Raw genomic sequence first — 24,930 nt, 5'->3', positions numbered from 1 at the left:
GCTTCTTAGTGTCCAATGACACAAAAGCCTGCTCGGACGACAACCCGCGCACATGCCTTTTGAAGATCCTTACACCCGGTTACGCTTCATCCATGTGGCTGCCCAGTCAACCAGCTGTCTTTGGCGGATCAACCTGACAAACGCGTCCCCTACCTGATGCACCGCGACACGGTGCTTCTGCTCGAATTCGGCGCCAAGCGGGACAAAATCCCGATCGTAAACCTCTTGCGTCGTATAGGTTACCCACCTACGCTCCTCGTCAATGATCATGGCGCTGCTTTCTTCCGTATACGTCTTTCCGGGATAATCGGCCCTGGTTTCTGCGAGATGGAGCGAGGTGTTTTTCTCATGCCCGACACCGATGAGCAGTACATAGCCATCCAGTTCGTACAGCTTGTCGAGAGGGGAGCCTTGGCCAAAAACATGACTTAAATCATGGCTTTCCGTCAAATACTCCGCATGCTTGCCGACGGCCGCGAAAGACCGCGCCGGATGGTCTGAGCGCCTTGCTCCCGGCCATGTGCGGAGCATCTCGGCAACAACGCCCATCCCGATCGCCGGAGTGATCGCCTTATCATAAGCGGGCCATTGCTCCCGGATAATCGGCCACCAAGCCTCTTCCGCATCCCAGTGAACGCCGGTCACCGGATCAAGATTTTTCCACGTTTGCGCCGGCACCATCACCGTCCCTTGCTCTCCAATGAGCGTGAGCAGCGCGCGGATGAACGTTTCCGCACCGCCTACAACATAGCCGAGGCTTTTCAAAGAAGTATGGACGATTAAGGTCTGTCCTGCTGACACCCCGCACCGTCCAAGCTGTTCGATAAGGTCTTGCTTCGTTAAAATCATTCTCGGCTGTTTTGCCTGCTCCTCCATGTGATCCCCTCCCGAAATGACAACATAAAAAAACAACCCCGCTGCATGAGCGGGGTTGTTGCTGGCTGCTCGCCAGAAAAGCATAGCCCTTATGTTGTAGAATAAAGTTCCTCCCCGAATTATACATAGAAGGTCTGAAAAGTACAAATAAGTCCTATGGAAACGTATTTGAACCAATATTGGGAAGAGTACAGGAACTGAATTAACAAAAATGGGCCGTCCCGTAAGGAGTGGCCCTTTTTTATATGAGGGGACAGAATGGGCAAGCTCTTCACACAGCCGGTTGAGAGGAGTATTCAACCGATCATTAAGCTGATGGATAATCCTCCATCCCAGCCCCTCATCGCCTGGGACCGAACCAAGCCCGTTGATCTCGATCTCCCGACGCTTAGCAAGAAGGACGCACTAAAATTATATCAGTTGACCAAGCATATTCTTTAACATTTAGCCGAAATTGATGTTGGATAGGCCGCTATTGATATCTATTTGAAATACAAAGAATGAATGATGAATTGACAGGTGAATAATTGCAACAGTCAGACCTTACATATTAGGTCTGACTGTTTTTTTCTGTGTAAAGCGAATAGCCGAAAAAGTTAATAATGAGCTTCTCGGAGATTGTCGTTGTTGATTATGAGGATGAGACGATATTGCTTAGCCATGACGGGCCGTTTCATGGGACGGCAGACTTAAGCTGATCATCAGTGAAGTAATATCGACCGAAGGCCCCATTATGCGGATCGGCAATACTCAGACCCCCGTTAAGTTCAGGCAGCATCCGGATGGCTATATGGCCAGCTGGTTAGCTGAGGCCCCGATGTCGAGACGCTCCCGTATACGGGCTGCATTAATAGAACGAGCTATAGTGATGGAAGCGGAGCAACTCTGCGTTACCCTACTATGAGACCATTGTGGCGTAATATGCCAAGGATGTGGAGAGAAGACAGGGCAAATAAGAAGTCTGATGGATGGAATCGGCCTGTGTTACTCGCCTATGACTCTTATCGATGGGGTAGTATTGACCGGGCTCAAGGTGTGACGACCATTCGCTTTGGAGTCTTGAAAACCCTTGTTGTACTTGAATCTTAAGTATATTCTTGAATAAGGGAGGTGGCCAGATGGAGAAGAAACGTTCCACCAAATATAACACACCAAAGGATTCACGTTTGCTTGAATCAGACAAAGAAATTCGTTTCGAGCTTCCTTACGAGACCGAATTTGAAAATTTATCTTATATCGGAGTCGTTTTATACGAAACATGGCATGTGCCCGGTCACCATCATGAACATTTTGAACTGTGTTATGTAGAAAGTGGGCAAGGGTGGTTTACGATAGACGGATCTTACTACACGGTTAGTCAGGGAGATCTTTTTATAACGAAACCAGGCGAAAGTCATCAGGGAGCTGCCGCTGGAGACTTGCCGTTTAGGTTGTATTACCTTGGCTTTAATCTCGAGCAGATGAGAAGCTTGGAAGTGGAATATTACAAAATCGGTTTTAATCGGGTGGAGAAGGACGAAAATGGTCTCATAAAAAGCATATTCGATAACATTTTTGATGAACTGCGCATGAAAATCTTTTTAAGTAAAACGATGGTACAAGGATTGTTTATCCAATTGCTTGTCTCCATAGTACGAATCTATAAGGCCTCATCGCAAGAAAGAAATCATGGAGCGAAAAAACTGCCTTCGGACATTATCGAAGTATTAAACTACTTGCATGCTGAAATTCGTGCCGATCTTACAATCAATGACCTTGCGCATCAGTTCCATATCAGTCGTTCACATCTGGCCCGGGAATTTAAAGAGCATTTGGGGGTAACCATCGGGGAGTATATTCGTTCACTCTGTTTGGACAAGGCGAAGCACTTGCTGCTTGAAACCGGCGAATCGGTAAGTTCCATCGCCGTGAAGCTGCATTTCACATCGATCCATACGTTCAGCATATTCTTTAAGCGGCACAGTGGAAAATCCCCCCTCGAGTTCCGAAATCACAATACCTCTCGTTGACCGGTCCATCCTGCGCAGTGCAAGACGCAGAAGAGAGTTTAATTGGTGAAAATGTTTAAATTTAAAGCAATTATTTAAAAATACATTCCGCAGTATCACAAGTATAATTACAGCAGATTCAAAAAAAGTTAGGATGAGGTGTTGACAGATGGTAAATCATCATGATGTACGTGTGAATTGTCTTCCATCGGAGCGGGATGTTGCTTTTTTTGACGAGAATGGTTATTGGATGTCTCCGGTCATCTTCTCGCAGGAAGAGCTTGCTCAGATTAAGGAACATCAAGACAAGATGTACAAAGGTGAATACGAGACGGGGAGAGAACCGGTATGCAATTGGTTGGAAGGTCAGAATAACCCGAAAGCGTTGCGGAAAACGGATAACTCTCATTGGTCCGACAGGACGCTTCGTCAGGTTGCGACCGACCCTACCATCGGAGCCATTGCCGCCAAACTGATGCATGCCGATGCGATTCGGCTGTTTCACGACCAACTGCTTTATAAACCGGGCAGAGGTAATGGTACAGAAACGGCTAATGTGGGCTGGCACCAAGATTATTCGTATTGGCAATGCTGTAAGGAGCCGTCGCTCATTACTGCGTGGGTGGCATTTACCGATGTGGACTTGTCCAATGGGTGTATGCAAATGGTGCCGCGAAGTCATAAATGGGGGCTTCTGAACGTGAGTGATTTCTTCGAGCAAAACATGGAGAAGCAGCAGGAAACGATGGATATTCCGGAAAATGAAAGCTTCACTACAGTTCCGATGGTGATGAAAGCCGGTCAGGTAAGCTTCCACCACGCGCTGACCATTCACGGCAGCGGACCTAACATAACCGAAGGCGCTCGCCGCTCGATGGCTGTACATTTGATGACGGGGAAGACGAGATACACCTACACTCCAAGAGGAGATGGCCATTTTAATGCGCAAATGATGGCAGGTAAAGATGGAGAGCTATTCGAAGGTGAAGCCTGGCCTGTGCTTTATGAGGCCAAGTTCTAATGAAGGTCGCGATATATAAGGCTTTGTGGGGCATGACCGGCAGTTGGGAAGAAAGCTTCAAGCAAATCGCTGAAGCGGGATAAGATGGGGTTGAAGCTGGCCTTCCCGGCCCGCAGGATCAACAGCGATTTATGGATTTGCTGGAACAGTACCAGTTAAAGTTTATTGCTCAAATTTATACCCATGGTAATCATAGTGTTTCATTTGAAGAGCAGTTACTGCGAGCGAAACATTTTTCCCCAGTAAAAATTGTTTCGCACAGTGCGCAAGACTGCATGCCGTTCCGAGATCAGCTGCGGTTCTTTGGCAGAGCCGTAATGCTGGAAGCCGAGCTGGGTGTCCAGGTCGCTCACGAAACCCATCGAGGGCGGGCCATGTTCACACCCTGGAATACGGCTAGATTGCTGCAGCATTTTCCGCAATTAAAGCTTACAGCAGATTTCAGTCACTGGTGTGCTGTGTGTGAATCGCTTCTCGAAAACCAGGTGTACAATGTAAAGCTCGCGATCTCAAGGTCCGTCCATATTCATGCCCGTGTCGGCTATGCGCAAGGACCGCAAGTTCCGCATCCGGCCGCTCCCGAATACCAGCAGGAACTCTTAACTCATACCCGTTGGTGGCACGAGATTTATCAACATCGTAGTAAAGAGGGAGCAGAGTGCTTGTCGGTTACGACCGAATTCGGCCCGCCAAATTATTTGCACACATTGCCTTTCAGCAATGAACCTGTGGCGAATTTACGGGAGGTGTGCGACTGGATGAGACAATTTATCGCTGCTGAGATTGCACGCGAATCCTTCAATGAGTAACGATCAGCCGACATCATGTTCAAGCGTATTCTCTATTACAACGAGAATGCGCTTTATTTGTGCTTCCGTACCATAAGTAACTTTTGTTCAACTAATAGGCAGGATAGTCAAATATCCAGATGTGTTGATGGTATCCTTATCGACGATCCGACGATCCGACGATCCGACGATCATTACCTTACTGGCGGTCCAAACGATACTATTGATCCGCGTTAATTATGAGCTGACATTTTGTTCTAGCAAAATGGTAGTTGTTGGGAAGAAGATATGAATGATACACCAATGCATAAGCAGTATATTATCATTTCATTAATCTTACTTACACCAGTCTTACTCGCAATTTGGCTTTTAGATCGAAGCCAACCACAACTCTTAATTGCACTTCTGTTGGCAATACCCTTTTTTTATCGTGGTTACATGGAGTGGAAGTATGTTAAAGAAACGAAACGACATAGAGTATCATTTATATTGGCATTCACACTACTCTTTGAGGTAATAGTAGTGAATAATAAAAGTTATTCTCGGTCCCAGTTGTAGTCCTTAGTATTTCGTTGGTAATGGGGCGGGCTTACGCTTTTGGGTCTGGGAAAATTGATATTATCAATTACGATAAGCTAGATTTATGTATAAGCCATCCTTTTTTTCAAATTCTAAAATTCGATCGAGCCTGTTGATCTTGTTACCAATTATTACATACCTTATAATTTCATTATGTGACAATGCGTGCACAGTAAGAAAAAGAACAAATTCAAAAAGATAGGAAATCACCCATGAGAAAATTGCTAGTATGCACGTTAGCTATCATGCTAAGTTTAGCTGCGTTTAGCCCCGCTATTTACGCTTCTGAAGTCCAAGTATCCGTGGATGGGCGTGATGTACATTTCCCGGATGAGCACCCATATGTCGATCAGAGATCCAACCTTACGATGGTTCCACTTGCTTTTTTATCCGACAAGCTTGGAGCTGCTACGAAATGGGACTCAAAATTAAAACAAATCACGATCACGCTTAACCGTGACACTGTTATTTTGGTGATTGGCGATCACCATGCACTGGTGAACGGTAAAAGAGTAGACTTTGAAGGGTCGGCAGTGCTCAAAAACGGCCGCACGATGGTTCCGTTGCGTTTTATAAGTGAAGCCCTGCATGCTAATGTGGAGTGGCAGCCCACGCGCAATCTGGTGAGCATTATGACCTCCGTGGCCAATGTTCCGAAAGGAACATGGATATGGGACAGTCACATCATCAAACAAGATCAAGAGAAAATTATAAGCTTCGCAAAAATGAAGGGTGTGACATCTATTTACCTTCAGGTGAATAGAGATATCGATCCAGCGATATATGAAGGTTTTATACGAAAAGCCAAAAGCGAAGGAATTCAAGTGGAAGCACTTGAGGGGCGTCCCGAATGGGTCTATAAGTCTAAGCAGGAGGATATTCGAAAATTCATCACGTGGGTTAAAACCTATAATTCCTTTGTTGGCCCGGAAGCAAGCTTTACAGGACTGCATTTCGATATTGAACCTTATGCGCTAAGCGAATGGACAAAGGACAACAAGGCGATTATTGAAAGCTGGATGGACAATTTGAGACTGATCGAGAAAGAAACCAGAGGGAGCGGCTTGAAAATTGCTATCGATGTTCCGTATTGGCTGAATACGATTAATGTTCCGGGGAAGGATTACAGTATGAGCGCATGGTTGCTCGAGAAGTTCGATTGCCTCGTCATAATGAATTATCGGAATCATGCATTAGGCAGCAATGGAATTGTGGAAAATGCGCAGGCCATGCTGAGAGAAGCATCCACTCTGAAGAAGAAAGTGGTTGTTGCTGTAGAAACGGTCAAAAGCACAGAGGGTCCGCGGGTCTCATTCTTTTCCATGAGCAATGAAGTGATGGAAAAGGAGCTTCAATCTGCCCATAATCAATTGGCTCGCTACGCAAGCTATGCCGGCTTTGCCGTTCACGATTTTAAAAGCTGGCAGGACATGAAATAAGCAGCTGGTGTTTATCTAATTGTCTGACGTTTAAGTCGAAGGGCATTAAAACGGCTTGCAGCTCGGGGAGAATCGAAGCGAATGTATTTCCGCATCGCTTTTAACATACTTATGCTTGCCAGCTACTAGATAACGGTGCCCCCTGGATTTCATCCAAGGTATGTTGGGTCATGAAAAAGCATTAGCCACACATATATATGCTTAGCTCCGTGGCGAAAGCCGGAGGGAACTTTACCGCATTTGCCATAGCTCATAGCACCCCCAAATAATGAAGCTAACGGAAACAATTTATTCAATACAAGATAAGATGGCAGCCGTAAGCGAGATCGGCTGCCTTTCTTAAACTAACAGTCAGGATAGCGTAGCCCCTCACAAACGCTATAAAATGGACGTTTCGTTTTAACATTAGAAGCCGCTAATTATGCGGCTTTTTATATTTATGTTATCAAGTTCTTGTCAATACACAATGACAAGAACTTGATAACATTCCAGACTGATGACAAGAACATGGTTACATTCCGGATTTGATTTCACCCCGCACACGTTCTCAAAGAGGTCCAATGCCGCAACAGGGAACATGGTCCGATTACCGATTAGATAAATATATAACTATGTTTCCATGCAATTTTATTAAGTTACGAGAAGTTTAACAAAACAAATTTATTCCAGGTTCGTCTAAAAAGTAGGTTGGATTTTGCGAAGAGGAGTTGAAATGTTGAGAACGTTAGTTTTAGGAGCAGCTTTAGTACTTGCCGTAATGAAATCCGATCCCCCGCAAATTATAGCTGGTCAGATAGAAAGACTTAAAGATTGATGAGATTATTGTAACGACTAAACAATATTTTATTACTGATCTGTCGATAAATCGTCAGTCCAGGCCTTGAGCCGTTTATTTATGACGGTATCAAGATGGATATGGTACGAGGCATGCGTGCATGAAGGGAATCTAATGGGCAATGGAGCGACCAGCGCTGAGGTTGATTACCGGTATACGCCGGCCAACTATGTGGATGTAATGACGTTCCATATCAAAGATGCAAAGATTGACCGTATTCGCATAAACACGCTTTTGGACTGAGTAATTCAATTCACATAAGAGCGTCATTTAAGAAAGGTATCTTAAGGTTCAACCTAGCTGGAAGAGGGTTGGACTAGTAGATGGATTTTTCCCACCTCCAACGTCACTTTAACCTTGAGATCAGATGGAGGACCGAGGCTCACAGATATACAGAAACAGGACGCTAAAAGGGAAACGGGGGCATTACAGTTGGCGAGGTATAACATTCAGGGTCCTCAACAAGGATGAACTTTTCAAGGAATGTCCATGATCAAAGAACGATGATTAGGTGGATGTTTGATCGACACCAAGCTAATCGTTGTTGAGTATATATTCGATTGACCAAGACATGAGTGTATGGAGCGAATTGGATGTTAAAGCATATTCACCGTTTCCAACTAGAAAGCGCCATGCAAGATAAACTTTCAAATAGGGGACCGCAAAATTTTGAACGGATGGGCCCGTTTACACTCAGACGCATCCTTGGATTTGCTACGTTGATTTTGTCAAATGTTGTATCGAAGCCGCAGATCGCGCTAAAATGGCTTTAAATGTAACGCTCAAAAAAACGGGGGCTTCGCCGTGACGATGAAATGGATCGACTTGTCCAGGAATGCGATAGACTTATACGAGCAGAAACATAGGGGCGGGCATCACGTGTCCGAGCACTATCATCAGACGCACCAGCTGCTATTTGTGCTGGAAGGGGAAGGCACGATCCGGCTAGGGGGTGAGGTTCGGAAGCTGACGGTCGACGATACGGCGCTGATCGTTCCGTATTCCGTCCACTCCGTCATGTCCGACTTCAGGCTGACCTTGTTAGTGTTGGCGTTTGACGAGGCAGTGCTCGATCCGGATATGAGGGAGCAGCTGCTCCACGCCTACTTTCCGGCCTCCTGCCTGATGAAGCCGGGATTGTTTGCTGCGAGCGAACTGCGTCAGCTGCTGAGGAAAATGCTGTTCGAGCAGTCCAGGGAGCTGTCGCCGCTCGTCCGGCTTTCGCTCAAAGTCCAGCTGTCCCAGTTGCTGCTCTTGCTGGTTCGATCGTCCGGAACGGAGGCCGCCGGAGCGGGCTCCGGCTCCAACAAGCTGCGCGCCGAGAAAATTCGCAGCTATATCGATTCGAAGTATTTTGATCCTCTGACCGCGGGGGACATCGCCTCCAAGCTGGACATCAGCACGCGGCACGTGAACAACATCTTCAAGGAACGGTACAACATGACACCGATGCAATATTTGACCGAGGTACGCATCCGCGTCGCCCAGAAGTTGCTGGTGGAAACGGGTAAGGACATTATTTCGATCTGCTTCGAGGTCGGCTACGATTCCGTGTCTACGTTTTACCGGTCGTTCAAAGCTGTCGCCAAGCTGTCGCCAAAAACGTACCGGGAGCTGAACGCGCCCGAGCATGCTGAGTAGGCAGGGATCCTTCCGTCAAATGGACAGCGAGTGCACAATGTGCGATCAAAGGAACAAGATAACGATCAAAGGACGTCCGGCCGATTGATTGAAACATATTTTTCCCTTCATCCCCCATCGGCTAAACGTCGGCGGGGATTTTGTTTTTCGCTCGAATAATTCGCTTCCAAAATTGAGAATCGTGTTCCCGTAATCGTAAGAAAAGCGGTTTCGCATCGACTACAATACGGTTATACGAAGCGAAGGGAGCGATGAATGTGGCAGTTCGCAACATCGGCATTATTATGAACGGCGTTACCGGACGGATGGGAACCAACCAGCATTTGGTCCGTTCGATTCTTGCGATTCGAAAGCAAGGGGGCGTCGCGCTACCGGACGGAGACGTCATCATGCCCGACCCGATTCTGATCGGACGGCAGGAGAGCAAGCTGCAGGCGCTGGCCGCCGCCCACGGCGTCGAACGTTGGAGTACCGATCTTGAAGCATGCCTCGCCGATCCGTACTACGAAATTTATTTCGACAGCCAGACGACGGTGCGCCGCGCCGAAAGCATCAAGCAGGCGATCGCCGCGGGAAAGCATATTTATTGCGAGAAGCCGACGGCCGTCGATTTGGAAGGGGCGCTTGAACTGGCCCGCATCGCCGCTGAGGCCGGGGTGAGAAACGGCGTCGTGCAAGACAAGCTGTTTTTGCCAGGATTGCTCAAGCTGAAACGCTTAAACGACTCTGGCTTCTTCGGGCGTATCCTGTCCGTGCGGATGGAATTCGGCTATTGGGTGTTCGAGGGCGACTGGCAGCAGGGTCAGAGGCCATCGTGGAACTACCGCAAGGAAGACGGCGGCGGCATTATCGTCGACATGTTTGCACACTGGCGCTATGTTCTCGAGAATTTGTTCGGGGAAGTGAAGGCTGTTTCCTGTCTTGCCGCTACGCATATTCCGAAACGTCTGGATGAACAGGGCGTTCCGTACGATTGCACGGCGGACGATGCGGCGTACGCCATATTTGAACTGGAAGGCGGCATTATCGTGCAGGCCAACTCGTCCTGGGCGGTGCGCGTAGACCGCGACGATCTGCTCACGGTTACGGTCGACGGCACCGAAGGCAGCGCCGTGGCGGGTTTGCGGGACTGCAAGACGCAGCATCGGGTCAATACGCCGAAGCCGGTATGGAATCCGGACATTCCGAACCCGTTCCAGTTCCGTGACCAATGGGTGGAGGTGCCGGACAACGCATCATACGACAACGCGTTCAAGGTGCAATGGGAACTTTTCTTGAAGCATGTCGTCATCGGCACGCCGTTTCCGTGGGATTTGCTCGAAGGCGCGAAGGGCACCCAGCTTGCCGATCTCAGCTTGCAGTCGTGGCAGGAACGCCGCTGGATCGACGTGCCGAAGCTGAGCCTGTAAAAATAAATACTAAAAAAATCGGCTTTTCAGCACCGAGAAGGTTGGATGAAGCTAGGGACTGAGCAACGCAGCGTAGGTGGGCCTACGTGAGTAGCGGAAGGCCCGGCTGAATTCAAGATTCGACGTCGAGTAAGCTTCATAGCTATACTTCGTGATCAAAAGCCGATTTTTTAATTACCTCTTAAGGAGGGGAATACAGATGGCCAAATCGTTGCTCCTCCCCCGCGCAGGGGGAGCGTTGTATGAATATACTCCGGGCAAAGCAGGCTCGTTCTCCGTGCCGGCCAAGCCGTTTACGGGCCGCATCGCCTTCTCGGCCGCCCATGTCGTCTGCGATCCGTTTGCGGACGCAGATCCGCTGCATCAATCGCAGATTGATTGGAACTTGACGCTCTCCTACCGGCACCATCTGTGGTCGCTCGGTCTGGCCGTGGCGGAAGCGATGGATACCGCCCAACGCGGCATGGGCCTCGACTGGAACCGCTCGAAGGAGCTTATCCGCGCTTCGATCGCGGAAGCGCGCTCGGTCGGTGGCAAAATCGCCTGCGGCGCGGGAACCGATCATCTGTTTCCGGGACCGTCGATTACGATCGCCGACGTGGAAGCCGCCTATGAAGAGCAAGTCGGCTTCATCGAAGGCGAGGGCGGTCAAGTCATTCTGATGGCGAGCCGCGCGCTTGCCGCCTGCGCGAAAGGGCCCGAGGATTACCAGCGGGTGTATGGGCGCATTTTGGGACAGGTGAAACAGCCGGTCATTCTGCATTGGCTCGGCGACATGTTCGATCCCGCTCTGGCCGGCTATTGGGGATGCAAGGACGATCTGGACGAGGCGATGGACGTTTGTTTGCGCGTCATTCGGGCAAACACAGAGAAGGTCGACGGGATTAAAATCTCGCTGCTCGATGCCGGCAAAGAAATCAAGATGCGCCGGCTGCTGCCGGAAGGCGTCAAGATGTACACCGGCGACGACTTCAACTACCCGGAACTGATCAAGGGTGATGAGCAGGGCTACAGCCATGCGCTGCTCGGCATATTCGACGCGATCGCGCCGGCCGCCGCCCAGGCGCTTCATGCGCTAGACGCAGGGGATCTGGTCAGTTATGAGGCGATTATGGAGCCTACCGTTGCCTTGTCGCGTCATATTTTCCAGAAGCCGACGTACGCCTACAAGACGGGAATTGTGTTCATGGCCTACTTGAACGGCCGCCAACCGCATTTCCGCATGATCGGGGGAGCGGAGGGATCGCGCTCGATCGTCCATTTGGCCGAGCTGTTCGTGCTTGCCGACAGGGCCGGGCTATTGGCCGATCCGGAGCTTGCCGCCGAACGGATGAAGCCTGTCTTGGCGCTGGCGGGTATTCGGCCGTAATCATGTATAGAGATGTTTGAAATCCGGGAGGGATCAGTATGGAACCGCTTCGTTCCATAGACAGACTCAGCTTGAACCAGATTACGACCGATCGGCTGAATATGCGTGAGGCCGTGGAAGCATGCGTTCGCGCCGAAGTGCCTTGGATCGCGCTGTGGCGGCATAAAGTGGCCGAGACCGGCCTGGCCGAGAGCAAGCGGCTTGTGCGGGACGCGGGCCTGCGCGTCTCCAGCCTGTGCCGTGGGGGTTATTTTCCGGCGGCCACCGCGCCTGCGCGCAAAGAGCGGATGGACGACAATCGCCGCGCTGTCGAGGAAGCGGCCGAGCTCGGCACCGATGTGCTCGTGCTCGTTTGCGGACCGGCGCCAGACCGGGATATCGATTTCGCCCGCAAGACGGTCGAAGAAGCGATCGCGGAACTTGTGCCGTTCGCCCGCTCGCACGGAGTCAAGCTCGGCATCGAGCCTTTGCACCCGATGTACGCCGCTGAACGCTCCGTCATCAATACGCTGGCGCAAGCCAACACGCTCGCGGAGCAGCACGACCCGCAAGACGTCGGCGTCGTCGTCGATGCGTTCCACGTCTGGTGGGACCCCGAGCTGTACGCGCAAATTGAGCGGGCCAGGGGGCGTATACTCGGCTTCCACGTCTCCGATTGGATCTTGCCGGTACCCGACCTGCTGATGGGCAGAGGGATGATGGGGGACGGCGTTATCGAGTTGCGCCGGATGCGTCATGCCGTTGAAGCGGCCGGTTACGTGGGGGCGATCGAGGTGGAAATCTTCAACCGGCAGGTATGGGATATGCCGGGAGACGAGGCGCTCACGCTCATCAAGGAACGTTATTTGCAGCATGTATGAATTATAAATTTGCAGCTTTGGCGGGCCGGGAGAATCGTTTCCGGCTCGTCAAGGCATAGCTTTGGAGGGAAGGAATGTGAAGATTTGTCGCACCGCGCTGATCGGGATCGGGGGATTCGGCGCTGAACATGTGAAAGTCATGCAGAAGCTGGTCGAAGAGGGTAGCCTGCAGGTTGCTGCTTTTGCGGAGCCGAATGTCGGCGCTCATCAGGAGTCTTACGGCAAGCTGACCGCGCTTGGGGCCGTCCATTATATAGACTACGTGCAGATGCTCACGCTGCATCCGGATATCGATTTCGTCGTCCTCGTCACGCCGATCTCCTCCCACAAGCCGATGTGCATCCAGGTGATGCGGATGGGCTTTCACGTGCTGGTGGAGAAGCCCCCGGCGGTAACGATTCAGGACTTGGACGAGATGATCGCGGTGCAGAGGGAGACCGGGCGCTTGTGCCAGGTGAACTTCCAGAATACGTCGGGCCAGGCATTCCGAACGCTGCTGGAAAGGATCGGCTCCGGTGTGCTCGGGCAGGTGGAGCATGTGGTCGGCATTGGCATGTGGAAACGGCTTCGCTCTTACTACGATCGAACCCGCTGGGCCGGCAAACTGGTCAGCGACGGCCAGTATGTGCTGGACGGGACGTTCAACAATCCGTTCGCTCACTTGCTGCACCATAGTTTGCTGGCGGCCGGAGGAGGCGCCGCAGACTTGTACCCGGAATCGGTGCAGGCCGAGCTTTACCACGTCAATGGCATCGATGGGGACGATGTCTCCTGTATTCGCGCCGTTATGGCTAACGGTGTGAGCGTTCATTTTTACGCCATGCTTTGTCACGAAGTCAGCGAAGTGCCTTCGATTGCCGTGTACGGAACGCGAGGGGAAGCGCATTGGAATTACCAGAACAAGTTGACCATTCGCGCACAGGACGCCGAAGAGGATTTGGCGTTTGGTCCGACTGATTTGATGTGCAGCATGTATCTGAACCTAATGGAAGCGATCGAAACCCCAGGGAAACCACTCTTCTCGCCGCTCAAGGCAAGCCGAGGCTTCGTGCTGGTATCCAACGGCGCCTTTGAGTCGGCTCGCGCCGTTCGTGCCATTCCCGGCCGATTCGTGACCGAGCGGGAGGATGGAGATTCCACGGTGCGCCTGCTGCCCAGCTTGTCCGAGAAGATGAGAGACGCGGCAGCGAAGCGGCAACTGTACAGTGAATATCCGCTTCCTTGGGCGACGCCGACCCGGCTGTTCCGGATGGAGGGCTACAACCGATTCGAGCTGCCTGCCACTATGCGCACAAATAACGGTAGACCGACCAATTAGAGGTGTTCCTTCAGGGCTCTTCTTTTTACAATGTCGAGGTTTAACCTAATGTATTTTTGGAGGCATGTTACCTATTTAAATGAATCAGGACCAAGTGGTCTCTGGTTCTTTATTTTTTTCCTAACTAATTCCTCACTCTTCAGTTTACATACAACTACCTTTTTAAGTTATTACCAAATTGATTTAAGGGAGTACATTTTTTTATTTCATCCTGAAGGTAGAATGATAAACATGAGAGCTCTTTATTACAGTCGGAGGGATGGGGAAAATGAAAGCGGTTTTAGACAGCTCCCGAAAGTACGGCGCAACAAAAAGGAAAAAAAACTTTCTGTACTACATCAAAAGAGACGGTCTGTTATATTTTCTTTTGTTGCTGCCTATGGCCTATATCCTGATTTTCAAGTATGCTCCCATCTATGGCCTTGTGATGGCATTCCAAGATTACAACATTTTTGAAGGAATTGGAGGGAGCGAATGGGTAGGACTGGATGTGTTCCGTTTTATTTTTGAGCAGGACAGCTTCTACCGTGCATTGAAGAATACGCTGGTCCTGAATGTTCTGGACTTGATCGCGGGTTTTCCAGCGCCCATTCTTCTGGCGATTTTGCTCAATGAAGTAAGACAAGCAAATTTCAAGAAAATGACCCAGACCGTGTTGTATCTGCCCCATTTTTTGTCCTGGGTTATTATTGGCGGTATGGTCTATCTGATGTTTTCTAACGGCGGCATGATCAACAATTTCCTGTCGAGCTTTGGTTTGGAGAAGATCGAGTTTCTGTCGCAGAAAACACCTTGGTTGATTACTTATATTGCCGTTGGCGTATGGCAAAATATCGGATGGGGCACCATCATTTATTTGGCGGCCATAACCGGAATCAATAGGGAGTTGTATGAGGCCTCCGATATTGATGGCTGCAGCAGGCTTCGCAAAATGTGGCATATTACACTGCCTGGCATTAAGTCAACCATCAATATTTTGTTGATTCTCCAAATAGGAAGAATGGTTTCTATCGGATTTGACCGTCCCTTTGTGATGGGGAATTCACTGGTTAGCGATTACTCTGATGTTATCAGTACTTTCGTGTATAGAGTTGGTATTAGTTCGGGTGATTTCTCCCAGGCAACGGCGGTAGGATTGTTCCAATCCGTGGTCGGCCTGATCCTGCTGTTATCTGCAAACTTTGTTGCGAAAAAATTAGGCGAGGATGGGATATGGTGAGGGTGGCGAGCAATAAGCGCAAGATGAAAAAAATGACTGTAGCGGATATGGCCATCATTGTATTTATCGTGGCATTGTCCTTCACATGTATCGTACCGTTCCTGTACATGATTGCGCTTTCTTTCAGTTCCAACGAAGCGATTATTTCTCAAAAGGTAGGACTGTGGCCAGTAGACTTCACAGCAGAAACGTACAAAACCATATTGAGCGATATGGATATGCTATATACGCTTGGATACAGTATTGTGCTTACGATATTCTACACTTTGGTATGCATGTTCCTGACCATATGTGCAGCGTATCCGTTAACGAAGAAGCGGCTGAAGGGAAGAAACTTTATTTTGACGGCGTTGGTCTTCACCATGTATTTCAGCGGCGGTTTAATTCCCTCCTATATTCTGGTTAAAAACCTGGGCATGATGAATTCGGTCTGGAGCCTGGTTTTGCCGGGTGCCATGAGCGTGTTTAATATGATCATCCTGAAAACCTTCTTCAGCAATCTTCCGGAGAGCCTGGAGGAATCGGCAGCCATTGATGGGTGTTCGGATCTGGGCATTCTCATCAAGATTGTGCTCCCCCTTTCGTTGCCATCGATCGCCACATTAAGCCTTTTCTATGCGGTGGACAGATGGAATGGATTCCAGGATGCGCTGTTCTACATAACGAAAAAAGAGCTGTACCCTATGCAGATGAAGCTATACCAGATCATTTCGGCCAATCAGCAGTTGGATAGCCAACAAGGAGGGGAAGGAAGTGTCGGCTCCTATATTGTCCCTGAGTCTTTGAAAGCGGCCAGTGTCATGTTTACAACGATTCCGATTTTGCTGATCTATCCTAAACTGCAGAAGTATTTCGTGGATGGTGTGATGACTGGGGCTATCAAGGGGTGATGGGGAAACAGATTATGATGAAGGGGGGATCCCGGCTCGCGGATGATTTAAGAGAATCAATCACAAGAACGAAAGGGTGGTTAACGTGTATAAGGGCTTAAAGAAGAAAGCAGCAATTCTATTTAGCACAGTGCTTCTAGCCGTAGGAGTGGCAGGCTGTGGTGGCGCAGGCAATAACAATGGGGAGACGGTATCAAAAGGGTCCAACGCATCGGAAACGGGCTCCGGTTCCCCAGTAACCTTGACAGTGGAAGTGTTTGACAGAGGTATTCAGGGACAACCGGACTTGAACAACAACACGTGGACCAAATATGTCAATGAAAAATTCGGAAAGTCTAATAACGCCATTGTAAAATTTGTTCCTGTCCCCCGTTCCCAAGAAGTCGACAAGCTGAATGTGTTGATGGCTGCCAACGAAGCTCCTGATATTTCCTTCACCTATGACGGGAATACCGTAACCCGTTTCGCAAAAAGCGGTGGCCTCTATACACTGGATGAATTGTTGGAGAAGCACGGCCAGCAATTAAAGTCTTATCTGGGCGAGAACGTTCTTTCCTACGGGAAATATGAGGGCAAACAAATCTCGATCCCAGGCAAGCGGACTCTGATCGCTTGGAACGGCATGTTTATCCGCAAGGATTGGCTGGATAAGCTGGGAATGCCTGTTCCAACGAATCGGGATGAATTATATAATACCCTCGTTGCTTTCCGTGACAAGAACCCGGGTAATGTGGATGGCGTCATTCCGTGGGCAACTGCTGCTTCCGGCATGAACTACACCTTTGGCAACCTGATTCCTTCGTTCTGGGGTCCGATGTCGGAGGAGGAATTCGTTACCACCACCAATTGGCTGAAGCCCGGCACCAAGGATGCGTATAAATGGCTGAACAAACTGTACAATGAAAAGCTGATCAGCCCCGACTTTGCGCTGGATAAAACAACCAAACAAGCGGATGCCGATGTGACCAACGGCAAGGTAGGCTTCTACGCCGCCAACTGGGATTATCCACTATCACAAAAAATTCGTGAACCCCTAAAACAAAATGCACCTGATGCCAACTATGTTGCTGTAGATACCTTCAAAAACGATGAGGGGAAATACCTGAAAGAGATGTACAACGAAAACGGGATTTTCTCCTTCATCCCGAAAAGCAGCAAGAATGCGGAGCTGGCCATAAAGTATCTGAACTGGATGGCTGATCCGGAGGTGATGTTCTTCCTTCAGTTTGGCGAAGAAGGCGTCAACCATAACCTTGTAAACGGCATCCCGCAAGGGATTGCGCAAACCGGCGAAAATATGCAAACGAGCAATCTGAATATGGATTATACTCTAATTGTAAACGGTGCAGAGCTGGGCGATACCGAAAAGAATGTCCGAACGTACGCAGCAGCCTTAGCAGCCGGAGATCAGAGCTATGAAAAACTGGCTGTCGATTCATACAAGATCAATACGACGGATGGTTATACAGGCTTCTATTACGGCGTCTCGAACGAAGCTAGTATCAAGTACGGCAAAACGTTGGGTGACATGAACAAGCAAATGAGTGATAGGCTGGTCGTTGCCAAGCCGGCAGAGTTCGACGCCTTGTATGACAAGCTGGTGAAGGAATATATGGACGCCGGCGGTCAGGCTGTTCAGGATGAGAATATTAAGAACTACAGAGAAATCAAAGCACAGAGCAAGTAATCCATGGCATAAGGATAAACCAGTCCGTGGTTTATCCTTATTTCGTTGCTGTCCCCGAATAATTTTGCTATTTATTCGGGGAAATCCATATGTTCAGGAGGATACCCATGTACAAGGTCATGATTGTAGATGATGAGCCGTGGGCAATTAAAGGAATCCGCAACGCCTTCGATTGGGATAAATATGGATTTGAAATTATCGGGCAATTTAAAAGCGCTTACAAAGCATGGGATGCCATAAAAGCGGATAAACCAGATTTGGTATTTACGGACATCCGTATGCCTGAGATATCCGGACTGGAACTGATGAAGAGGGCCAAAGTAGAAGGGCTGGACATTGAGTTTGTCATCGTAAGCGGATATGCGGAATTTGAATACGCCCAGAAAGCGTTGCGCTACGGCGCGCTGGATTATTTCCTGAAGCCTCTGGATATCGATAAGGCTGACCCCTTCATTGCGAAGCTGGCCATGCATTTCTCCCGAAGAAGCACCGCACGGAACCAACTCCTTCTGGATGCGCTGACCTCGGCGAATGAGGACGCGATAAAGAGCTTACTACCGCTTCCCGATGATGCAGCTGTGTATTATTATCAGGTGTTGACCATCTATTTCGAGGGAGAACATAAAAATATAAGGAACATGCTTTCTTTGGAGGGAAAGCCTGTTCATGTTGTGGAAGTTGAAGCTGGAGCCCGAAAAATGCTGGTTGTCCTGATGACGGAGCATAGGGACTATCTGGAAGGACATTCGGATAAGTGGGCTCTGAATAAGACGGGCATCCATGTTATGGGCGTCAGCAGCATCTCTAATCAACTAAAGCACATGAGCAAGCTGATTAAAGAAGCAGACCTGTCCGCTTCCCAGGTTTTTCTTGAAGAAGCTGGGGGCGTCGTTCACTACGAGCCGAAGCTTCATCTGGTGAAGCCATGTATCGATGAAATCCACCACATCCTACAGGGAAATCAATTTGACGATGTGGATGCGTACATTAAAGGGCTGCAGGCATATTTCAGGGATCATCATCTGGGCATGTCTGAGGTTGTTTACCTGTGGAATCAAGCCGTCGGGATCCTTATAAAAGCATATTCTGAGGAATTGAAGGATATGGAACTGGAATTCCTGAATTATTCCGAGATCAAGGAACGATTTGAACACTTTGAGTCGCTATGCAGCTTTTTACATGAGGTTCTCGACTCCATCAGGATAGGAAACAGCCGCTCTTTGCAGGAAGGGGACATCCAGTCCTGCTTCAACAGGATGATAAATTATATCAACCATCATTTTGAGCAGAAATTGTATTTGAAGGATTTATCTGCCCAGTTCTTCATTAACCAGGTGTATTGCTGTCAATTATTCAGAAAAAATCTGGGCAAAACCTTCTCTGAATATGTGTCGGAGCTGAGAATCAAGAAAGCCCGTGAGCTCCTGAAGCGTACGGATCTATCCATTGAAGAAGTGGCCATAAAGGCCGGGTATGTCGATTATTATTATTTCAATAAAGTGTTCAAGAAGCATTGCGGGATGACCCCCGCCAAATTCAGAAAAAGTTGATATGAACGGAGCGGCGGGCCATGAAGATCAGTAGACTGAAATTGAAGCATCAGATATGGCTTATCTTTTTTTTCTCCATCATCATTTTTACTGTCATGGAATTTTATTATTATTATAGTTTCTCTAATTTGACCCAGAAGAGAGCCGCCCATTACAGTAACCAGATGATAGAACAAACACGCCGCAAAATTGATTCTGCATTTAGTGATATCAGGGTCAGCACCAGCATTGCGGTCAATAGCAGACGGGTTCAGGAATTTTCTGTAGTGGATGATGATTACCAAAGGGCGTTTAATAGCGGTCCAAATGCATTGGATCTCATGGAATATATGAGATCCTTTAATTCGTATGTGGACGGAATTGTAATTAATGATATTCGGGGAAGACGGCTTTACAGTTTGGCATCAGCAAGCGGAGATATTTTTTTTCTCAATCGTTACGATACCTTTATCCAGAAGTATAAGGAAGATCCCTCACTGCGGGACAAGGGGATGTTCACCTCGATTCTAAAAGACGACAGAACAGGAACGGAACAGTTCTTTTATATAGCGCCGATTGTGGAGGCCATCGGGGGAATCTATTTCTCCCAAATTACGGGTTACTGTACCGTTTTGGTCAATATGGACAAAATGCAAGGGCTTGTAGAAAATACGGAATTAACGCCCAACTCTACCTTATACATTCTGAATAGCCGGGATGAGGTGATTGCTTCCACCAATTCCAATGCCCGAGGTGCGTTATTCAGAGATGTTCTGTCTATGGATAAGGGCCTCCTGCTTAAAGGGGTCAAAACAACGATCGATGGGGAGGATATTCTTGTCCAGGTTAAGGGTTTGGAGCAGGCAGACGGGTGGCGGGTAGTGAGTATGATTCCAGTGCAAGAGCTTACCGCAGACATGAACCCTATACGGAAAATCAGCATTATCGTGGGGATTGGGATGATTCTAAGCATGCTTATCATGGGCAGTTTCTTTATGAACAATCTGATGCGTCCGGTGATGGGACTTGTTCTGGATATGAAGAGAGTGGGGAGCCGGGACATGGGCTTCCGCATTAAAGTCCGGTCTACCAATGAAGTAGGCATGCTGGCCTGCGACATTAACCGGGTAATCAATGAAAGGGAAGAGATGGCAAGAGATATGATCAATACCCAAGCCAGATTATATGAATCTGAGCTGAGTCAAAAACAGGCGGAGTTTGCTGCCCTGCAAAGCCAGATCAACCCCCATTTTCTCTATAATACGCTCAATTGCATCAGCAGCATCGGATTGGAATACGGAAGCAGGGAGATCGCGCAAATTGCATCTTGCATGTCCAAAATATTCCGGTACAGTATAAGAAAAGATGATCTTGTACGGATAAAGGAAGAGCTGGACTGTATTCAGGCTTATATGAACATTATCGCCATCCGGTACGAGAATAAATTTATCATCGACATCGATGTGGACGAGGGACTCCTGGAGATGCAAACCCCCAAGATGATTCTCCAACCCATTGTGGAGAATGCGGTCTATCATGGGCTGGAGCGGATGGATCAAGGGGGCCGGCTTCAAGTTACCGGGAGCATTGATGCGCATGGGGACGTGTGCTTCCAAATCACGGATACCGGGAAGGGAATGGACCCGGAGCAATTGGCTTCCCTTCAGGCTAAGCTGGGCATGGCATCCCCGGAACCTGCACCAGATGGCCAACCTGCTACAAGCATCGGACTTTCCAATATCCATAACAGGCTTCGGCTATTGTTCGGAGAGGGTTACGGGATCGCTATAGAAAGCCAGCTCGGCCATGGGACGACCGTGACCGTGAGGATTCCAAAGCTGTTAAACAACCGCAAACATTCGGAAGAGTAAGGTTATGTCGATACGTCGGACACACTACCTACAATGTAATGTTTTTCTTCAGGACACATCCCTTAATTGGGGATTGTGTCCTTTTTTTTTTCGGATTCCCGGCGATAACAATCAGACGTTGAGAGGGTTAAGTACAATCCGAAGGTAAAGACACCTTTTCTAAAACGGTTACCAAAACAATTTAAGATAGTACATTTTTTAAATTTTCTCTGCAAGTAGAATGAGGACATGGCTGAAAAAATCAATGACAGGGGGATGGATGAGGTTGAAAGCGGTTTTATGGGATAGGAAAAGATTCAGGTATTTGCTGTTTTGTCTCGCAGTGCTGCTGATGCTGCCGCAATGGAACGGAGCGGCTATGGCGGCAGGGGAACCGCCAGATAGGGCGGTTTTGGCATCCCGACAGGAGGGAAAGGATATGTCTGATTTCTACAATGTTATCATGCAGACAGGGGCCGACCCTTGGGTTTACAAGCATACGGACGGCTACTACTACAATGTGTTTGTCAATGCCAGCGGCATCATGATCCGCAGAGCGAAGACGATTACCGGCATTGATGCGGGCGAGAGAAGCTTAGCCTGGACACCGGTTAAAGGTACCATGTACAGTTCCAATGTTTGGGCGCCTGAGATGCACTATCTCAAAGATAGCGATGGCCTATTCAAATGGTATATCTACTTTGCAGCCGACGACGGAACCAATGCAAACCACCGCATGTACGTGCTGGAGAACGCCAGTGATAATCCGATGACGGGAACCTGGGAGTTCAAAGGGAAAATTACCGATTCCACCGACCGTTGGGCAATTGACGGCACTGTGCTGACTTTAAATGAGGATCACTATTTTATTTGGTCCGGCTGGGAGGAAACCGACGGAAGCTTTCAAAATTTATATATCGCAAAGCTGAGCGATCCACGGACCATCAGTTCGGAACGGGTCCTGATTTCAACGCCTGAATATGACTGGGAAACTTCCCCGGGGAGGATCAATGAAGGGCCCGAGGTCACTGTAAAGGGTGACACGATCAATCTGATCTATTCGGCCAATGGAAGCTGGACAGACAGTTACTCCCTCGGGTTGATCACGGCCAAGATTAGCGACGATTTAATGAACCCTGGCTCCTGGGTAAAGCGGGATAAGCCGATCTTTTCTAGCGCCAATGGTGTTTACGGCCCTGGCCACCATAGTATCGTCTCGTCTCCTGATGGTGTGGAGGACTGGATCATTTACCATGCTGCCCGCTGGCCGGGGTCAGGCTGGACCCGCAAAGTCTACGCACAGAAATTCACTTGGAATGACGACAATACGCCGAACCTGGGAGAGCCGGTAGATCCGAACATACCGATTGCCATACCTTCCGGCGAGCCGATGCGGAAGCGCTATGAAGCGGAACATGCGTTGCTGGTGAAGGATCCGATTGGAGAAACTTCTCCGGCTGTCCGGCGGGAAAGCACGGCATCAGGCGGGATGAAAGTCGCGAGAATTAAGAACGCTAATGATTATGCCCAGTTTACAGTAAATGTGCCGGAGGCGGGATTCTATAACCTGTCCGTGCGCAATGCCAACGGCTCCCCCAATGCGGCGGATGCCTCCCATATATTGTCGGTGAACGGCAGCTCCGGTGCCAAATTGAACATCGTCTATTCTGGTCCGAATCGTTGGGGAGCCTCCACGGCGAAAGTCTTCCTTAAGGAAGGCGACAACATCATCCGCTTCTCGAAAGGGAGCAATCTGGCCGAGATCGACAGTATGGATCTATTTAAGCTGGATACATCGGATATTTTATTTGAATCCCCGGGATTCACCCTGGGGTTGAACGAAACCCGCCGTTTGCCCCTGTATACGGTAACGGGCGCTACCTATACCGCTATCGATACAGGTGCTGCCTTCAGTTCTTCCGACACGAAGGTAGCCATTATTGATGAAGGGGATCAGATTAAAGCTGTCGGGGCGGGCAGTACGACAATTACCGCGACTTATAATGGGAAAACAACAACGGCCGCGGTAACCGTAGTCGCAGAGCCCAGATCAGTGCAGTCTTTTGACATGAGCGGATTGGACAGCGTCCTGACCAGCGGACAGCGAAGCCTCCCATTACAGGTAACTGCTCGCTATAACAATTATGAAATGAAGAATGTGACAGCTGATGCTCAGTATACCAGCAGCGATCCCGGGGTGGCCCGGATTGATACTGTCTCGGTCACCCCTTCGGTATACGCAGATAAACCGGGTACAGCTCTTATTACAGCCGAATACAACGGCAGCAAAACGGCAATCCATTTGACGGTAATCAAGGCTTCTGACGCGGTTCAGGTGGTTTCCGAATTGAGGACTCCTTCCGGAGTGACTCCTGATTCGCCCAGCGTTGTGGATGTTGTATACAATAGCGAGTTGATGACGGCGGAAGTTGTCAGCTGGAAGCCGGAGGGAATGGACTTCAGCTCTCTTGGTACGGTTCAGGTGCCAGTCATTCTGAAGGTGGATGGCCGAGATATTCCTTCCACTGTATCCGTAGTAGTTGTTGCAGGATGGGGCCTTGATGACATTGTGGACCAGCTCCGCAATAGACTGGCGAATTTCTCTTATCCGTTGGGCACTGGGTTAGGCAACTATAGCCAATCCAAGTATGACGCTTTTGTGTCCGAGGTGGATAAAGCGGAGGAGATGGCCTCCAACCCGGATCTGAGCAAAGAGCAGTTTGACGGGCAGCTGGATAATCTCGCTCAAGCGGAAGAGGCTCTGTTAGCTTCACTTAACCTCGTACAGGATGGCGTTGCCTATAACGCTTACCGGGATTTCTCCGGCGATACGGTAGGCAAATACCCTTACGGTATCACCACCGAAGATCTGACCAATGGAGCTACCGCAACGGTAAAGGAAGAGGATGGGAATAAATTTCTTCGACTGACCACGACCGCTACCTCGGGCAAGGCAAACCTGTTCCTGCCATATACAGGGGAGGTAAAAGCGGAGGGGGATCAGCGCATCGTCATCGAATATCGCGCCAGATTAAACAGCAGCTTCCAATACGCGAATGGCGCCATGATGAGAAACGACAGCGGTACCGGCAATTATTCGATGGTCACTGCTTTTGATACCGGTAAGTTTATTGTACAGAACGGCGGATCCAAGAAAGCAGTCCAAAACGTGTCCTACAATACATGGTACAAAATCAAAATGGTGGCCAACTGGGATAACAAAACCTACAACGTCTACCTCGACGATGTTCCGGTAGCTACGGATTACAATTTCCGCCATACAGGCGGTGACAAGCTGATCGGACAACGGTTCGGGATCGACGGATACGCCAATGCCTCCATCGATTTTGATGATTTCAAAGCTATGGTCATCTTCCCATTCGATGGGCCCATGCCTATTCAGGAAGAAAGGTAAATGTTTTAGTTGTCATGTATACACAAAAATAAATTTAATGCAAAGGAGAAGCTTTGGTTTGTAATCTCAATGTCTGTTAGAATTCAGCCAATTACTAACATCTTCAAGTGTGTTTTTCAACGCTGAAAACACCGCTTACCATCTCAAGTAGAAAACAATCCCTGAAATATGAGAGAGCCGATAACCGCGTAATAGGGTTATCGGCTCTCAGTCTGTA

19 protein-coding genes are annotated in these 24,930 nt (G+C 49.0%); 18 read left to right on the top strand and 1 reads right to left on the bottom strand.

The genetic code is table 11. The features are described from left to right. Positions 1–69: 69 nt before the first annotated feature. Positions 70–876 (bottom strand): aminoglycoside N(3)-acetyltransferase, encoded by an 807-nt coding sequence (locus M1D70_RS15530; protein WP_456287215.1) that lies wholly within the window; start codon positions 874–876, stop codon positions 70–72. Positions 877–1,134: 258 nt separating this feature from the next. Here M1D70_RS15530 and M1D70_RS15525 point away from each other — a divergent pair, with 258 nt between their 5' ends. The 18 genes from M1D70_RS15525 to M1D70_RS15440 all read left to right on the top strand — a co-directional run bounded on the left by M1D70_RS15525 (position 1,135) and on the right by M1D70_RS15440 (position 24,713). After that, on the top strand, positions 1,135–1,317 hold the full coding sequence (locus M1D70_RS15525; protein ID WP_009590620.1) for a hypothetical protein: 183 nt from the start codon (positions 1,135–1,137) through the stop codon (positions 1,315–1,317). A gap of 677 nt (positions 1,318–1,994) precedes the next feature. Then, positions 1,995–2,885: a helix-turn-helix domain-containing protein gene (locus M1D70_RS15520; RefSeq protein WP_009590617.1), complete on the top strand. Its 891-nt coding sequence runs from the start codon at positions 1,995–1,997 to the stop codon at positions 2,883–2,885. 148 nt (positions 2,886–3,033) lie between these two features. Beyond that, positions 3,034–3,885 carry a phytanoyl-CoA dioxygenase family protein gene (locus M1D70_RS15515; RefSeq protein WP_009590613.1) on the top strand — a complete coding sequence of 284 codons (852 nt, stop codon included), beginning with the start codon at positions 3,034–3,036 and terminating at the stop codon, positions 3,883–3,885. Between the two features lie 131 nt (positions 3,886–4,016). Continuing rightward, positions 4,017–4,694, top strand: coding sequence for a sugar phosphate isomerase/epimerase family protein (locus tag M1D70_RS15510; RefSeq protein WP_456287214.1), 678 nt, complete (start codon positions 4,017–4,019; stop codon positions 4,692–4,694). A gap of 267 nt (positions 4,695–4,961) precedes the next feature. Then, a complete protein-coding gene (locus M1D70_RS15505) occupies positions 4,962–5,231 on the top strand; it encodes a DUF4181 domain-containing protein (RefSeq protein WP_456287213.1) in 270 nt (89 codons plus the stop codon). Between the two features lie 233 nt (positions 5,232–5,464). Then, entirely contained in the window at positions 5,465–6,691 is a 1,227-nt protein-coding gene (locus M1D70_RS15500) for a copper amine oxidase N-terminal domain-containing protein (protein WP_456287212.1), read from the top strand. A gap of 880 nt (positions 6,692–7,571) precedes the next feature. Next, the gene (locus tag M1D70_RS15495) at positions 7,572–7,769 is read left to right on the top strand and encodes a hypothetical protein (protein WP_456287211.1); all 198 of its coding nucleotides are present in this window, start codon (positions 7,572–7,574) and stop codon (positions 7,767–7,769) included. A gap of 567 nt (positions 7,770–8,336) precedes the next feature. Beyond that, complete coding sequence (locus M1D70_RS15490; protein ID WP_456290447.1) at positions 8,337–9,167, top strand: AraC family transcriptional regulator; 831 nt, start codon at positions 8,337–8,339, stop codon at positions 9,165–9,167. Positions 9,168–9,424: 257 nt separating this feature from the next. Next, entirely contained in the window at positions 9,425–10,576 is a 1,152-nt protein-coding gene (locus tag M1D70_RS15485; protein WP_456290446.1) for a Gfo/Idh/MocA family protein, read from the top strand. 199 nt (positions 10,577–10,775) lie between these two features. Continuing rightward, positions 10,776–11,945, top strand: a complete 1,170-nt coding sequence (locus tag M1D70_RS15480) for a dihydrodipicolinate synthase family protein (RefSeq protein WP_456290445.1) — start codon at positions 10,776–10,778, stop codon at positions 11,943–11,945. A 38-nt stretch (positions 11,946–11,983) separates the two neighbouring features. Continuing rightward, positions 11,984–12,805, top strand: a complete 822-nt coding sequence (locus M1D70_RS15475) for a sugar phosphate isomerase/epimerase family protein (protein WP_456287210.1) — start codon at positions 11,984–11,986, stop codon at positions 12,803–12,805. A gap of 76 nt (positions 12,806–12,881) precedes the next feature. Beyond that, a complete protein-coding gene (locus M1D70_RS15470) occupies positions 12,882–14,123 on the top strand; it encodes a Gfo/Idh/MocA family protein (RefSeq protein WP_456287209.1) in 1,242 nt (413 codons plus the stop codon). Between the two features lie 268 nt (positions 14,124–14,391). Further along, positions 14,392–15,342 carry an ABC transporter permease gene (locus M1D70_RS15465; RefSeq protein ID WP_456287208.1) on the top strand — a complete coding sequence of 317 codons (951 nt, stop codon included), beginning with the start codon at positions 14,392–14,394 and terminating at the stop codon, positions 15,340–15,342. Positions 15,343–15,365: 23 nt separating this feature from the next. After that, the gene (locus tag M1D70_RS15460) at positions 15,366–16,232 is read left to right on the top strand and encodes a carbohydrate ABC transporter permease (RefSeq protein WP_456287207.1); all 867 of its coding nucleotides are present in this window, start codon (positions 15,366–15,368) and stop codon (positions 16,230–16,232) included. An 85-nt stretch (positions 16,233–16,317) separates the two neighbouring features. Beyond that, complete coding sequence (locus tag M1D70_RS15455) at positions 16,318–17,919, top strand: extracellular solute-binding protein (RefSeq protein WP_456287206.1); 1,602 nt, start codon at positions 16,318–16,320, stop codon at positions 17,917–17,919. 107 nt (positions 17,920–18,026) lie between these two features. Continuing rightward, positions 18,027–19,469: a response regulator transcription factor gene (locus M1D70_RS15450; RefSeq protein WP_456287205.1), complete on the top strand. Its 1,443-nt coding sequence runs from the start codon at positions 18,027–18,029 to the stop codon at positions 19,467–19,469. Positions 19,470–19,819: 350 nt separating this feature from the next. Then, on the top strand, positions 19,820–21,319 hold the full coding sequence (locus M1D70_RS15445) for a sensor histidine kinase (protein WP_456287204.1): 1,500 nt from the start codon (positions 19,820–19,822) through the stop codon (positions 21,317–21,319). A gap of 418 nt (positions 21,320–21,737) precedes the next feature. Further along, on the top strand, positions 21,738–24,713 hold the full coding sequence (locus tag M1D70_RS15440) for a family 43 glycosylhydrolase (RefSeq protein WP_456287202.1): 2,976 nt from the start codon (positions 21,738–21,740) through the stop codon (positions 24,711–24,713). Positions 24,714–24,930 lie beyond the last annotated feature (217 nt).

The organism is Paenibacillus sp. AK002 (genome assembly GCF_053903045.1).
Note: the sequence above shows the minus strand (reverse complement) of the source record. Positions and strands in the feature narration are given on the sequence as shown.